Source organism: Bradyrhizobium sp. CCH5-F6 (genome assembly GCF_001556045.1).
Lineage (GTDB): Bacteria > Pseudomonadota > Alphaproteobacteria > Rhizobiales > Xanthobacteraceae > Bradyrhizobium.
This window is the reverse complement of the sequence record NZ_LSIC01000015.1, coordinates 12932-27262: the sequence shown is the minus strand read 5'-3', so window position 1 is coordinate 27262 and position 14331 is coordinate 12932. Positions and strand designations below refer to the sequence as shown.

The window sequence follows — 14331 nt, the reverse complement described above, 5'->3', positions numbered from 1 at the left end:
TCATTCGGCTCCGGCCATGTGGGACGCGGCCACCGGCGGCGGCAACTGCTCGTCTGCGAGTTGCGCCTTCGGTTTCGGTGCGGGCCCGAGCCGCATCAGCAGGTCGCGCGCCGTCGGCACCAGTCCCTTGGGAAGCAGCAGCACGAAGACGACCAGTACGGCGCCGAGCACGAGGTTGGAATTCAGAGCCTGCTGCGAGCCGATATAGGCAACGATGTATTCGATGAGCACGCAGCCAACGATTGGACCCAGCAACGTGCCAAGCCCGCCCACCGTGATCCAGATGATGATCTCCGCCGACAGTGACAGGCTGAAGATGGTCGGCCCGACGAACGCGCCCCAGTTGACGTAGAGCGCACCGGCAAGCCCCGCGATCGCGCCGCTCAGAATGAAAGTGAGCAGCTTGACCTTGCGCGGATCGTAACCGAGCAGCGAGGCACGAACCTCGTTCTCACGCACCGCCACGATGACGCGTCCAGCCGGCAGAGACAGCAGCAGACGCAGCAGCAGGAATATCCCGAGCAACGTCCCGCCCGTCACCCACCAGGATTGTTCGGGCGACAGGATTTGGTCCGGATAGAATGGAACGTTGAAGGTCGGCACCGCCGGCATGCCATTGAAGCCGCCGAGCAATGCCTTGCCAATCCTGTACTCGTCGCCCGAAGTCGAGTTGACGCAGTTGAACAGGATCAGAGTCACGGTGAGCGTGATCACGCCGAGATAGACGTCGGAGATACGCCCGAAGAAGATGAAGTAGCCGAGGATCGCGGCGAACAACGCGGGAACGATAATGGCAAGCAGGATCGACGGCGTCGAATCCTGGAAATTGATCGCTGATATCGCGTAGGCATAGCCGCCGAGGCCAAAGAACGCCGTCTGTCCGAACGACAGGATACCGCCAAAGCCCCAGATGAAAGCAAGGCTGAGCGCCAGCACCGCCATCGCCGCGAACAACGTCAACTGCATCATTGCGAACAGCTCGATGACGCTCGGGATCAGCACGATCGCGATGATCGCGACGAGCACGGCAACCGCCTGAGCCACAAGGCGAAAGCGGATGGTCATTACAGATTCCCCTTGAAGAAGCGGCCGGAAATTCCCTGCGGCAGCAGGCGGATCAGCACGATTGCGGCCGTGAACACCAGGACCTCGCCATAGACCGGCGTGGTGAAGAAGGCGCCGACCTGATTGACAGCACCGAACAGGCTCGCCGCCGACATCGTCCCCGACAGAATGGCGGCGCCTCCCCCGACGACTGTCATGAAGGCCTTGGCGACATAGGCGCCGCCCATGCCGGGCGTGATGCCCGAAACCGGGGCCAGCAGGCCTCCGGCGAGCCCTGTGATGGCCGCTCCGACCGCGAACGTGCTCATGTAGACCCGCGCCGGATTGACGCCCAGCGTGGCCGCCATCGCCGGGTTCTGCATGGTCGCGCGGGCGATCAGGCCGAAGCGAGTGTAGCTCATCACGCCGTAGACCACGGCCATCATCACGACCGCCATTCCGGCCAGGAACAGCGTGTAATAGCTCGACTGATACGAACCGATGGAGAAGCCGCCGAGAGGAGTCGGCACGCCCTGCTGAGTGTTGCCGTAGATCGTAGTGACGATCCCGATGATGAGAAGGCTGAGCCCCCAGGTCGCGAGCATCGAATCGACGAGGCGACCGTAGAGAAAGCGAATGAGACACCGCTCGATGACGAGACCGACGAGACCGACGAAGAGCGGAGCAACGACCAGCATCGCGATCCAGATATTGACGCCCGCATTGGCCGATATGACGGTCGCATAGGCGCCGAGCATGATGAACTCGCCATGGGCGAGGTTGATGATCTTCATCATGCCGAAGATGATCGCCAATCCGAGGCACAACAGGAACAGCGACGATATCCCGTTCAGGACGTCGAGCGCGACGATGAGGTAGATCGCCATTGTTGGATTCTTCCGGTCCCTCGAAGAAGTCACGGGCCCCGCCGGTGGCGAGGCCCGGCAAACGTTAGAGATTGATGATGTACTGCTTGGTGTCGTTCGGGTTCTTGACGAGATCGCAGACGCTCGCCGTGTCGGCCGGCTTGACGTCGGAGTAACTCTCGAGCACCGACCATTTGCGATCCTTCACCTCGGCGAGGAACGCATTTCGGGTGGTATGATGGGTCGGCTTGTCCAGGGTGACCTTGCCGCTCGGGCCATCGAAAGCGATCCCGTCCTCCAGCGCGGCAATCACCTTCATGCGATCGATGCTGGCGGCTTTCTTCACGCCAGCGGCCCAAAGCATGACGCCCTCATAGGTGCAGGCAGCCAGCTCGCTGACATAGGGCGAGTCCGGATGGGCCTTCTTGATCTTCTCGACGAAGCTTTTCGAGGCCGGCGTGGTGAGCTCCTCGAAGTAGCCGTAGGCGCCGAGAATGGAATCGCTTTCGGCTGCATCGAGTGTGGTCGGCTCGTTGACGAGACCGAAAGTGGTCGACGCGATCGGAATCTTGCCTTTCATGCCGGCCGAGGTCCATTGCCGATAGAAGGCCGTATGATTTCCGCCGACCAGCGCCGACAGGATGAGGTCGGGCTTCGCCGCCTGGATCTTCGAGATGGTCGTGCCGAAATTGGTGACGTCGAGCGGGAAGAAGTCGGTCGACAGCACCTCACCGCCATTGTCCTTGACGTACTTCGTCATCCACTTCGCGGTGATCTGACCGTAATTGTAGTCGGCGGCAATGATGTAGGCCTTCTTGCCCGCCTTCTTCATCGCGCTCGGGACCAGCTTTTCCACGGTCTGAGCAGGCGTTGTGCCGGTGCAGAAGGTGTTGCGATCACAGACGCCCCCTTCGTAGAGAACATTGTAGAAATACAGCACCTTGAAACGGTCGAAGGTCGGACGTACCGCCTCGCGCGAGGCCGAAGTGATGCCGCCATGGACGACATCGACCTTGTCTTTCACAGCAAGCTGCTGCGCGAATTGCGAATACATCTGAATGTTCGACTGGGTGTCGTAGTGGATGACCTTCAACGGGCGTCCCAACAACCCGCCGCCGGCATTGATCTCGTCCACGGCGAGTTGAAGCGCATAGACCATCGGCGTGCCGGACGCGGCGATTGGACCGGACTGGTCATGGAGGCTGCCGACGACGATCGGGTTTTCGGCACCGAGCGCGCCGGAGCGAAAGACCGCAGGCGCCGCAATCAAAGTCGTCGTTGCGATGGCTGAGTGGTGAAGGAAGCGGCGGCGCGAGAAAGTCATAAACGTCCCCATCAGTTCTTGAGATGGAAAATATTAAGAATACAATAATTGAAAAAGCAAGTGATTTATCGCCGCGCAAAGATCGAGAAATCGTATCCATCGAGCTGCGCCAGATAGATGGGATGACGGCCGCCGACCACGGACTGGGCCTGATCGCCTCGCGCCGTGCGCCGCTGGAACGTCCTTCCGTAGAGACGCGTCAACTTGCGGGCGTCGAGACTGGCGGCCTCCTCGATCAAGGCCGCGAGCGAGTAGATGCCTTCGTAGCAGGACTGACCGAAGGCATTCACGGGAGGCGGACTATCGCCAAACGCCGTATGATAGCGCTCGAGAAACGCGCCATTGTTGCGTGAGCGGATCGAGCCATAGTAGCTCGAAGCGGCGTAGAGATTCTCGGTCTCATTTACATTGAGGCCGTATGCCACGGTCTCGTCGATCGCCGAGGAAAACCGCAGCGCGCGCGAACTCAACCCCGCCGCACAGAAGGCGCGATTGAATGCGATGCAATCGAAGCCCAGGAAATACGGGAGAACGACGTCCGAACGCGTTGCCTTGATCCCCTCCAGTATCTCGTCGAAGTCGTGCTGGCCGACCGGCAGATAGTACTCACCCGTCACCGTACCGCCGAAGCGTGCAATCAACGTGCGCGCGATCTGAAGCGACGAGCGAGGCCATATGTAGTCGTTGCCGCAAAGGAAATAGCGGCGGGCACGCTTCGATTCCGAAAGCCATTGAACCGCTGGAGCAAGAAGCTCTTCAGCCGTCTCACCGGTCGCCATGACGTTCAACGTCGATGAGCTGCCCTCGAATTGCGGGGTGTATATGAACGGGACGCGACCGCGGGCCGCGCGCGCCACGAAGTCCCGCGCGAAGCTCGGCAACATCCCGACGATACCGTCGACACAATCGATTTCGATTGCATCGCGCGCGGCTTGGCCCGCGCTCGGGCCGGTTTCTCCGGCGTTCACGACGTGCAATTCGACGTGACGTCGCAAAATTCCGGACATTCCGTTGATCTCGTCCACGGCCAGGCGCCCGCACGCCTCAGCCGACGGGGCCCAAAGCCCCGCAGCGCCGTTCTGCGGTATGAGCAGACATATCCGGACGCTACGCAACGGTGGTGTCTCCGCACTTGCCGTGCGCAGGACACTCACGAATCGTGCCAACGGCGATCCTGTGCCGCTACTGCCCCTTTGACCACGAAAACACTTCGATCCTGGAGGGAACTGCCTTTTTTCGGGGCGCGAGCCGATGCAACAGCCCCTTCCCTAGGCACCCGCCCACAATCCTGCTTTTCGCTTGCCCCTCGTTACATTCCAAGGCAAATATTGAATTGTCAAATAATTCCGCTGAGGGTGCAACGTGGACCTCCCCGAACTCATCCGAGGTGTGAATCGCCGGCTTGAGCAGATGCTGGAAGCGGAGCTCAAGCCACGAAGCATATCCATTCACCAGTACCGCGTGCTTGAGGCGCTGACCGAACAAAACGGGCTGCCGATGGGCGATCTGGCCACCCGCCTCTTGATCGACGGTCCTACGCTCACAAAGATCATCGACAGAATGGTCGAGTCGACACAGGTCTATCGCGCTCCCGATCCACATGACCGGCGCAGGGTCCTGATTTTCCTCTCGCAGCGTGGGGCAGAGCAATTCAGGGACATCGGACCAGTTATCAATTCCATTCAACAGAAACTCTTGAACAGGCTGGGCGCTTCAGATGCCACAGTTCTGACGAGCCTGCTCTCCGAGCTGCTTAGTGATCGTGCCGCTGCACATTCGTCCCCTGTTCGCGGACGAGAAACACTCATCCACGATTGATGGCCTTCACCCGCGGGCTACTTCGTAGCCCCGGAGTGCAGTCCGATCCCCCTAACTCCAGCCTTTAACATTGTGATCGAAGGCCACCATTGTGTCAGCGGCGATTGCGATGGCAGCGACGCCATTTCTCCTCGCGCCGGCGAACACCGACAAGACCCTCATCGACAAGCTCGCGAGAAGGTAGCACGGAACTTGCATAAATTCTGGGCGACATGGACGCCGCATGAACCTTATCAGCCTCGACATCCGCATGCTCCGGTCGCTGATCTCGGTGGTCGAGACCGGCAGCATCACCGAGACCGCGCGCCGGCTGGGCCGCACCCAGCCGGCGATTACCCTGCAATTGCAGCGGCTGGAGGAACTGACCGGCAAGCAGTTGTTCGAGCATGGCGGCCGCCGGCTGACGTTGACCGACGACGGCACCACTGTCCTCACCTACGCCAAATCCATCCTGAGATTGCATGACGAGCTGATCTCGCAGTTGGCGTCACAGGAAATCGAGGGTCAGGTCGTGCTCGGCACGCCCGACCTCTACGCCGCCTTCATGCTGCCGCAGATCCTCAGCGTGTTCCGAAAATCCTTCCCCCGCGTCCAGGTCGAGCTCAACTGCGCGCTTTCGACGCCACTGGTTGGCCTCGTCAAACGCGGCGATGTCGACATCGCGCTCGTCACGCGCATGAACGATTTCACCGGCGGCCAGGTGGTGCGGCGCGAACAACTGGTCTGGATGACCGGCGAGCAGTCCGCCGCACACCAGGAACGCCCCATTCCGCTGGCGCTGCTCCCGCCCGGCAACATCTACCGCGACTACGCCATTGACACGCTGGAACGCGCAAACCTGCGCTGGCGCATCGCCTGTGTCAGCGAAAGCGTCGGCGGCCTCCAGGCCGCGGCCTTCGCGGGCATGGCCGTTACCGTGCTCGGGCGTAGCGCGCTGGTGCCGGCGATGCGCGAGATCGGGCCGAACGAAGGCCTTCCACCGCTGCCGAAGATCGAGCTGCTGCTCTACAAATCCAGCGGAGCCACCTCGAAGGCGGCGACCGCGCTGCACGACTATCTCGCGCACTATCTTCGCCTCGACGAAGAGCTCAGCGGCCGCGGCGCGCCGATCGAGCTGTCCTAGCTCACACCTTCGCCCGCGCGGGCCCCTGATGGTCCAGGGCCAACTGCGGCCAGAACCTCGCCCAGGGTTGCGCCGCCTCGAACGCCGCGGCGATGCGGAAGATGGTGGGCTCATCGAGCCAGGGCGCGACGATCTGCAGGCCGATAGGCATCCCATCGCGATCGAAGCCGCAAGGGAGCGTTGCCGCCGGGAGCCCGGCGAGATTGATCGGCCACGTAAAGGGCGACCAGCCGAGATGAGGATCGACCTTGCTGCCGTCGATGTTGTCGACGCCGATCTGGCCGGCTTCGAACGCGGTTACTGCGACCGTCGGCGTCACCAAGGCATCGACGCGCTCGAACAGCTTGACGAAGGCGGAGCGTGCCTGCCCGCGGCGATAGCCGGCTTCGATATAGTCCGTGCCGCTATAGTGTCGACCGGCGCTGACGAGGTCGCGGTAGGCGGCCTCCGAGCCTGCGAGATCGAACGGCGTCTTGGTAGCGACCGCCGCGGCTTGTTCGATGAAGGCGATCGGCTTCAGAGTGTGCTCGAGAATGTCGGGATCGAGGCCTGGGCCGTCCATCGCGACTTGCGCGCCGCAGGATTCGAGAACGGCGAGCGCCTTGCCGAATGCCGCCCGCACGTCGGAGCTGACCGCAGCATAGCCGAGATCGGCGCTGGCGCCGATGCGGATGCCGTTCAATGGCGCGGCGCCGGCATCGAAGTGACGCGCAGACACCGGCAGGCTTGCCGGATCGCGCAGATCGTAGCCGGCGATGACTTCCAGCGTGAGCGCGGCATCAGCCACCGTGCGCGTGATCGGCCCGGTATGCGCGAGCGACGCCCAGGACGGCGGCGAAAAGCCGGGCGAACGCGGCACGAGCCCGAAGGTCGGCTTGAGCCCGAATACGCCGCAGAATGACGAAGGCACGCGGATCGATCCGACGCCATCGGTACCGATCGCGATCGGCCCGCAGCCGGCAGCCACACCCGCTGCCGCGCCGCCGCTCGACCCGCCACTGGTGCGACCGGGGTTCCAGGGATTGCGAGTCGTGCCGGTGACGGGGCTGTCGGCGGTCAGCTTGTAGCCGGACTCGCAGGTCGTGGTCTTGCAGGTGATGATCGCGCCGGCTGCCTTCAGCGCCGACACCACGGCAGCATCGGCCTCCGGCACGAAGCTCTTGTTCATCGGCGAGCCGCCATAGGCCGGCACCCCCGCGACGAAGACGAGATCCTTGATGGTCACAGGCACGCCGGCCAGCGCGCCCTTCATCTCGCCCGCCTGCATGTCCCGAGTGAGCCGGTCGGCGTCCGCCCGCGCCTGGTCGTACATCGGCGTCACTACCGCATTGCAGGCTTCGTTCGTCGCCTGAAGAGCCGCAATGGTATCGTCGACGACGTCGCGCGGGGTGAACGCCTTGCGCCGGTAGCCGGCCATGATCTCGGTTGCAGAGAGCACGCCAAGGCCAGTCGGCGCCGGCGGATAGGCCGTACGGCCGGAACCATCAGTCATCATCGATCCCAAAACTTCAGCTCAAGGCCGCATCGACGGCGCGCTTCGCCATGACCGTGACCAGATGGGCACGGTAATCGGCTTCGGCGTGGATGTCGGAGGTCAGACCGTCCGTATCGATCTTGATCGCGGCGATGGCCGAGGGATCGAAATTGGTCGACAGGGCTGCCTCCATCGGCGGCACACGAAAAACGCCTGAACCTGCGCCGGTCACGGCGACACGGACACCATCGGCAAATTTGGCGACGAACACGCCGACCAACGCATAGCGCGAGGCCGGCGCCTTGAACTTCGCATAACCGGCCTTGACCGGCACGGGAAAACGGATCGCCGTGATGATCTCACCGGGATCAAGCGCGGTCTCGAAAAGGCCGAGAAAGAACTTGTCTGCCTCGATCTCGCGCGTGCTGGTGATGATGGTCGCGCCCAGACCGAGCACACCGGCCGGATAATCGGCCGCCGGATCGTTGTTCGCGACCGAGCCGCCGATCGTGCCACGGCTGCGCACGGCCGGATCGCCAATCATGGAGGCGAGCGCCGCGAGCCCGGGGATCCTGGCCTGCACCACCTTCGATGCCGCAACAACCGCATGCGGCGTCATCGCGCCGATGGTGACGGCCGCTCCGTCGTCGGTGATGCCGCTGAGGCTCCCGAGCCTGGAAAGGTCGATCAGCGCGGGCGGATTGGCCAGCCGCTGCTTGAGCGTCGGGATCAGCGTCATGCCGCCCGCGACCAGCTTGCTGTCCACGATCGCGGTCAGCAGTTTGACCGCCTCGGGGATCTGGTCCGGCTGATGATAGGCAAACGGTTTCATTGTTGTCCTCCCTATTCCGCGGCGACCGGAAGCGACGCGTTTTGCAGCAGGCGCCAGATGCGGTTCGGCGTCGCAGGCATGTCGACATGCGTCACGCCAAGATGCGAGAGCGCGTCGACCACCGCGTTGATGACCGCGGCAGGCGAACCGATGGTCCCGACTTCGCCGCAGCCCTTCACGCCCATCGGCGTATGCGTGCAGAGCGTGGAGTGGGTCGCGACCTTCATCATGGGCAGATGATCGGCGCGCGGCATGCAGTAATCCATCAGCGAGCCCGACAGGAGCTGGCCCGATCCTTCGTCATAGACCGCATTCTCGAACAGCGCCTGGCCGACGCCCTGCACGATGCCGCCGTGCAACTGCCCCTCGACGATCATCGGATTGATCACCGTGCCGACGTCGTCGACCGCAGTGTAGTTGACCAGCGTTACCGTGCCCGTCTCCGGATCGACCTCGACCTCGGCGATGTGGCAGCCGCCGGGATAGGTGAAGTTGACCGGATCGTAATAGGCCTGCTCCTCGAGCCCCGGTTCCAGCACTTCGAGCGGATAATTGTGCGGCACATAGGCCGCGCCCGCGATCTCCTCGAAGGTCTTGACGCGGTCGGTGCCTGCCACCGAGAACTTTCCGGCCTCGAACTGGATGTCGACCTCGGCCGCCTCGAGCAGATGCGCCGCGATCTTCTTGCCCTTGACGATGACCTTGTCGGTCGCCTTGGACAGCGCGGCGCCGCCGACCACCAGCGAGCGCGAGCCGTAGGTGCCCATGCCGAACTGCACGCGGTCGGTATCGCCGAACACAATGTCGACGTTATCGAAGGGAACGCCGAGCTTCTCAGAGACGATCTGCGCGAAGGTCGTCTCGTGCCCCTGGCCGTGATTATGGGTGCCGATCATGACCGTCACCTGCCCGGTGGGGTGCACGCGCACCGTGGCGCTCTCGTAGAGGCCACCGCGCGCGCCGAGCCGTCCGGCGAAACGCGACGGCGCAAGGCCGCAGGCCTCGACATAGGTCGAATAGCCCAGCCCGCGGAATTTGCCCCTGCTTGCAGAGGCAGCCTTGCGGATGCCGAAATTCTTGACGTCGGCCGCGACCAGCGCGCCGTCGAGACAGCCCATCGGATCGCCGGAATCGTACTGCACCAGCACCGGCGTCTGATAGGGATAGGACTCCTTCGGGATCATGTTGCGCCGGCGGATCTCGACGCGGTCGATCCCCATCTCGCTCGCGGCGACGTCGACGATGCGCTCCAGCACGAAGGTCGCCTCGGGACGCCCCGCGCCGCGATAGGCGTCCACAGGGACCGTGTTGGTGAACACCACCTTCACGTTGCAGTAAATCGCGGGCGTCGTATAGACACCGCCCAGCAACGGGCCATACAGGTTGGTCGGAATGTTCGGTCCGAAGGTCGAGAGATAACCGCCCATATTGGCGAGCGTGTTGACGCGGAAGGCGAGGAATTTTCCGGTCTCATCGAGCGCGAGCTCGGCCTCCGTGACATGATCGCGGCCATGGCGGTCGGAGACGTAACCCTCCGAGCGGCTCGCGACCCATTTCACCGGCCGCTTCACGCGCTTGGCAGCCCAGGTGATCACGGCCTCCTCGCCATAGTGGAACTGCTTCACGCCGAAGCCGCCGCCGACATCGGGCGCAACCACACGCAGCTTGTGCTGCGGGATGTTCAGTACCAGCGCGCCCATCAGGAACCGCACGACGTGCGGGAACTGGCTGGTGGTCCACAACGTGTAGCGATCGGTGCCCGGCTCGTATTCGGCGATCGCCGCACGCGGCTCCATGGGGTTGCCGATCAGGCGGTTGTTGACCAGGCTGAGCCTGGCGACATGTACAGCCTTCTTGAACGCGGTCTCGACCGCCGCCTTGTCGCCGAGCTCCCAGTCGCAGCAGATGTTGTCCGGCACGTCGTCGAACAATTGCGGCGCGCCGGGCCTGACGGCTTCGAGCACGCCGACTACTGACGGCAGCACCTCGTAGTCGATCTTCAAGAGTTCGGCAGCAGCGTTCGCCTGCTCCGGCGTCTCGGCAATGACGAAGGCGACCATGTCGCCGACGAAGCGCACCTTGCCCTGCGCCAGCATCGGGAACGGCGGCTCCTTCATCGGCACGCCCTTCGCGTCCGAAATGCCCCAGCCACAGGGCAGCGATCCCAAGCCGTCCGCCTTGACGTCGTCGCCGGTCAGCACGGCGATGACGCCCGGTGCCGCCAGCGCCGCGCTCCTGTCGACGCCACGCAACACCGCGTGTCCGTGCGGCGAGCGCACGAACACACCGGCCGCCATGCCAGGGCGCTTGATGTCCGAGACGTAGTTGCCGCGGCCGGTGAGGAAGCGCTGATCCTCCTTGCGCTTCGGTGCGGCGCCGATACCGATCACGTTGCCCATGATCACTCTCCCTTGGCGGCGTTCATGGCGGCAGCGCCGGCCATCACGGAAACCACGATGTTCTGGTAGCCGGTGCAGCGGCAAATGTTGCCTTCGAGACCGTGGCGGACATCGGCCTCGGTCAGATCCGGCTTCTCGGTTGCGAGCGCGACTGCGGTCATCAGCATGCCCGGCGTGCAGAAGCCACATTGCAGGCCATGATGCTCGCGGAATGCCTCTTGCATCGGATGCATCCGGTTCGAGCCGGGTGCTCCTTCCAGACCTTCGATGGTCAGCAGCGTGGCGCCGTCGAGTGCCGGCGCCAGCAGCGTGCAGCTCTTCACCGGCAGGCCGTTGAGATGCACCACACAGGCGCCGCACTGGCTGGTATCGCAGCCGATATGGGTACCCGTCAGGTTGAGCTGCTCGCGCAGGAGCTCGGCGACCAGCGTTGCCGGCTCGGCGTCGACCGTGGTCGGCCGACCGTTGAGTGTGAAGGATATCTGCACGATCAAACTCCCTGTGCGCAACGGATCTCTAGGCGAGTGGACGGGCGCTGCCGGTGGCCCATGTGGCCATCACGACGTCGCCGACGGTGAAGGGATCCGCGAAAAAGGTCTTTTCCGGAACGTAGGCCACGAACTCGTCGTCCGGCACGGTGTCGAGCATGACCTTGACGAAATAGCCCTGGTATTCGATGGCGAGCACGCGGCTGGGCAACGATGTGACGCAGCCGGACGGCAGCTCCCTGCCCGGCCTGACAAGCGCGACATCATCGCGGCGCACGGCGATATCGATCTTGTCACCGACGCTGACGGTCGGCCGGGCCGGAAGCGGCACCTCGATGCCGGACGGCGCAGCCTGCGCGAGAGTGAAGCTCGAACCGTTGACCCTCTCGACCCGGCCCGACAGCACGTTTTGCCCACCCATGAACTCGGCCACGTAGCGGTCGTGCGGATGGGCATAGACCTCGCGTGCCGGCCCCGCCTGCTTGATCCTGCCCTGCTCCATCACGACGACGAGGTCGGCCAGCGCGATCGCCTCGAGCTGGGTGTGGGTGACGTGAATGAACGTGATGCCGAGGTCCTGCTGCATCCGCCGCAGTTCCTGGCGCATCTGCACGCGGAGCTGCTCGTCGAGCGCGGACAGCGGCTCGTCGAGCAGCAGCACGCGCGGCTCGGTGATCGCGGCCCGCGCCAGTGCCACACGCTGCTGCTGGCCGCCGGAAAGCTGGGCCGGCAAGCGGTCGGCGAACTGCGTCAGTCTGACCTTCTCGATCATGGCATCCGCCGCGCGCAGTCGATCGGACTTGGACTGGCCGCGCACGCGAAGTGCAAAGGCGATATTCTCCCGCACGGTGAGATGCGGGAACAGCGCGTAGGACTGGAACATCATCGCGGTGCGGCGCTGCACCGGCGCCAGCCCCACGACGTTCTGTCCCCCGATCACGATCTCGCCCGCCGTCGGATCTTCATGGCCTGCGATCATTCGCAGGATCGTGGTCTTGCCGCAACCGGACGGGCCGATGAAGCAGCAATAGGCGCCGTCTGCGATCTTCAGGTTGACGCCGTCGACCACATTGGTCACGCCGTCAAAGCTCTTGCAGACACCCGCCAGTTCGATATCGCCGCGATCGCTCTTCATTCCAGGCTCAACCCTTGCTCAATCCCCGCTCAACCCTCGGCCCGGCTGCCGCGCTTCTTCTGGATCAGCACGATGGTGCCGAGGCTCGCGCCGATGACCATGAACGAGACGATGGTGGTCACGGTGCCCAGCGCATAGAGCGAGGGCGAGGTGACGTTCAGCGTCATGCTCCAGATTTCCAGCGGCAGCGTGTTCAGCGAGCCGGCCGTCTGCAGGCTGCGCGCGAATTCGTCATAGGACAGCGTGAAGCCGAACAGCGCCACCGCGACGAGGCCCGGCGCCAGCACCGGGATCATCACCAGCCGGATCGTCTGCCAGCGGCTGGCGCCGAGATCGTAGGCCGCTTCCTCCCAGACATGGTTGAAGCGCGACATCACCGCAAACATCACGAGCACGCCGAACGGCAGCGTCCAGGACAGCTGCGCGCCGAGTGCGGAAGTATACCAGCTCGCGTTCAGTCCGAGCGCCTGAAACAGGAGGCCCGTGCCGAGGCCGAGCACGAGGCCCGGCGCGACGAGGCTGCCGATCATCACGTAGAAGACGAAAGTGTCGCCGCGGAAGCGCTTGCGGAAGCCGAGCCCGGCCAGGAACGACACCACCACCGTGATGACGGTGACGATCACCGCTAGCTTGATCGAGCGGTCGAACGAGCCCTTGACGTCGCCGGTGCGCACCTGCGTGAAGAGATCGGCGAACCAATGCAGCGACCGTCCCTTCATCGGAAAGACGAGGCCGCCACGGATGTCCTGGAACGACAGGATGTAGATGCAGAACATCGGGCCGTAGAGCGCGATCACGTAGAATGCGAACAGCGTCGCCAGCACGTAGAACGTCCAGGGCCGGCCGCCCTTGCTCGGCGCGATCGCGCCGGTGGTCGCGGGCGCCACCGCCTTCGACAGCTTGGACTTGGGCATGTCGGCGAGAACCGCGCTCATCGCGTGATCTCCTGCCGGATATCGACAGTGCGCAGGATCAGCGAGACGATCGCGACCAGCACGAGGGTCAACAGCACGGCACTGGCCGCCGCAGTCGGATATTGCAGTACGCCGACATCCTCATAGAACGCGCTGACCACCGATGCCGAGCCGCCGCCCGACATCACCTTCACCACGAAGAAGTCGCCCATCACGATCGAGACCACGAAGATGGTGCCGAGCGCGATGCCGCTTCTGGACATCGGCACCACGATCAGGCGCATGATGTCGAAGCGGCTGGCGCCGGCGTCGATCGCGGCCTCAATCAGCTTCTTGTCGATCCGCGCCATGGAGTTGAAGATAGGCACGATCATGAAGATCGTGAGCTGATGGACATAGGCGATCACGACGGCGAGGTCGGAGAACAGCAGCACCTCCAAGGGCTGCCGGATCACGCCGAGCGCGAGCAACGCCTGGTTGATCAGGCCTTCCTTGCCGAGCAGTGGTATCCAGGAAATCATCCGGATGATGTTCGAGGTCCAGAACGGCACGGTGCACAACAGGAACAGGCCGATTGCCAGCAACTGGTTACGGACGTGAAATACCAGGAAATAGGCAACGAAGAAGCCGATGATGAGCGTGAAGCTCCATGTCAGCACCGTGAACTTGATCGTCGCCAGATACAGCTTCAGAGTCAGCGCCGAGTGCAGCACCTCGACATAGCTCGCCAGCGTGAAGCCCGGCGTCAAGCCGCCGAAGCCGTCGGTGGCGAAGAAGCTCGCCGCCAGCACCACCAGGATCGGCGCCACGAAGAACGGCACGAGCACCAGGACGAGCGGCGTGACATAGAGCCAGCCGGCGAGATTTGCGCGTGGCGGAGTTTGACTGGACTGCATAGCGGCAAACGCCTCGAA

The 14331-nt window shown here is 63.6% G+C and carries 13 protein-coding genes; 2 read left to right on the top strand and 11 right to left on the bottom strand.

What is annotated here, in order from left to right; all coding sequences use genetic code 11:
• From AX729_RS02795 to AX729_RS02780, 4 genes are all read right to left on the bottom strand, one after another.
• A complete protein-coding gene (locus AX729_RS02795; RefSeq protein WP_061020379.1) occupies window positions 1-1065 on the bottom strand; it encodes a branched-chain amino acid ABC transporter permease in 1065 nt (354 codons plus the stop codon).
• Window positions 1065-1931, bottom strand: a complete 867-nt coding sequence (locus AX729_RS02790) for a branched-chain amino acid ABC transporter permease (protein WP_061020378.1) — start codon at window positions 1929-1931, stop codon at window positions 1065-1067. The genes AX729_RS02795 and AX729_RS02790 overlap by 1 nt, the downstream gene beginning before the upstream one ends.
• Window positions 1932-1995: 64 nt before the next feature.
• Window positions 1996-3234, bottom strand: coding sequence for an urea ABC transporter substrate-binding protein (locus AX729_RS02785; RefSeq protein WP_061020377.1), 1239 nt, complete (start codon window positions 3232-3234; stop codon window positions 1996-1998).
• A 65-nt stretch (window positions 3235-3299) separates the two neighbouring features.
• Entirely contained in the window at window positions 3300-4349 is a 1050-nt protein-coding gene (locus AX729_RS02780; protein ID WP_061020376.1) for a substrate-binding domain-containing protein, read from the bottom strand.
• Between the two features lie 247 nt (window positions 4350-4596).
• On the opposite strand from AX729_RS02780, the gene AX729_RS02775 reads away from it, so the two are divergent.
• Together AX729_RS02775 and AX729_RS02770 are read left to right on the top strand one after the other, a co-directional pair.
• The gene (locus AX729_RS02775) at window positions 4597-5052 is read left to right on the top strand and encodes a MarR family winged helix-turn-helix transcriptional regulator (RefSeq protein ID WP_061020375.1); all 456 of its coding nucleotides are present in this window, start codon (window positions 4597-4599) and stop codon (window positions 5050-5052) included.
• 223 nt (window positions 5053-5275) lie between these two features.
• Window positions 5276-6175 carry a LysR substrate-binding domain-containing protein gene (locus AX729_RS02770; protein ID WP_018641158.1) on the top strand — a complete coding sequence of 300 codons (900 nt, stop codon included), beginning with the start codon at window positions 5276-5278 and terminating at the stop codon, window positions 6173-6175.
• 1 nt (window position 6176) lies between these two features.
• On the opposite strand, the gene AX729_RS02765 is transcribed toward AX729_RS02770, so the two are convergent.
• Genes AX729_RS02765 through AX729_RS02735 form a run of 7 tightly spaced genes read right to left on the bottom strand, consistent with a single transcriptional unit; the run spans window position 6177 to window position 14313 of the window.
• Window positions 6177-7667: an amidase gene (locus AX729_RS02765; RefSeq protein WP_061020434.1), complete on the bottom strand. Its 1491-nt coding sequence runs from the start codon at window positions 7665-7667 to the stop codon at window positions 6177-6179.
• Window positions 7668-7683: 16 nt separating this feature from the next.
• Window positions 7684-8481 carry an FAD binding domain-containing protein gene (locus AX729_RS02760; protein WP_061020374.1) on the bottom strand — a complete coding sequence of 266 codons (798 nt, stop codon included), beginning with the start codon at window positions 8479-8481 and terminating at the stop codon, window positions 7684-7686.
• Window positions 8482-8492: 11 nt separating this feature from the next.
• Window positions 8493-10880: a xanthine dehydrogenase family protein molybdopterin-binding subunit gene (locus tag AX729_RS02755; protein WP_061020373.1), complete on the bottom strand. Its 2388-nt coding sequence runs from the start codon at window positions 10878-10880 to the stop codon at window positions 8493-8495.
• A 2-nt stretch (window positions 10881-10882) separates the two neighbouring features.
• Window positions 10883-11368 carry a (2Fe-2S)-binding protein gene (locus tag AX729_RS02750; protein ID WP_061020433.1) on the bottom strand — a complete coding sequence of 162 codons (486 nt, stop codon included), beginning with the start codon at window positions 11366-11368 and terminating at the stop codon, window positions 10883-10885.
• Window positions 11369-11396: 28 nt separating this feature from the next.
• Entirely contained in the window at window positions 11397-12503 is a 1107-nt protein-coding gene (locus AX729_RS02745) for an ABC transporter ATP-binding protein (protein ID WP_061020372.1), read from the bottom strand.
• Between the two features lie 29 nt (window positions 12504-12532).
• Window positions 12533-13438 (bottom strand): ABC transporter permease, encoded by a 906-nt coding sequence (locus AX729_RS02740; RefSeq protein WP_061020371.1) that lies wholly within the window; start codon window positions 13436-13438, stop codon window positions 12533-12535.
• Window positions 13435-14313 (bottom strand): ABC transporter permease, encoded by an 879-nt coding sequence (locus tag AX729_RS02735; RefSeq protein ID WP_061020370.1) that lies wholly within the window; start codon window positions 14311-14313, stop codon window positions 13435-13437. Before AX729_RS02735 ends, AX729_RS02740 begins: the two co-directional genes overlap by 4 nt.
• Between the last annotated feature and the right edge of the window lie 18 nt (window positions 14314-14331).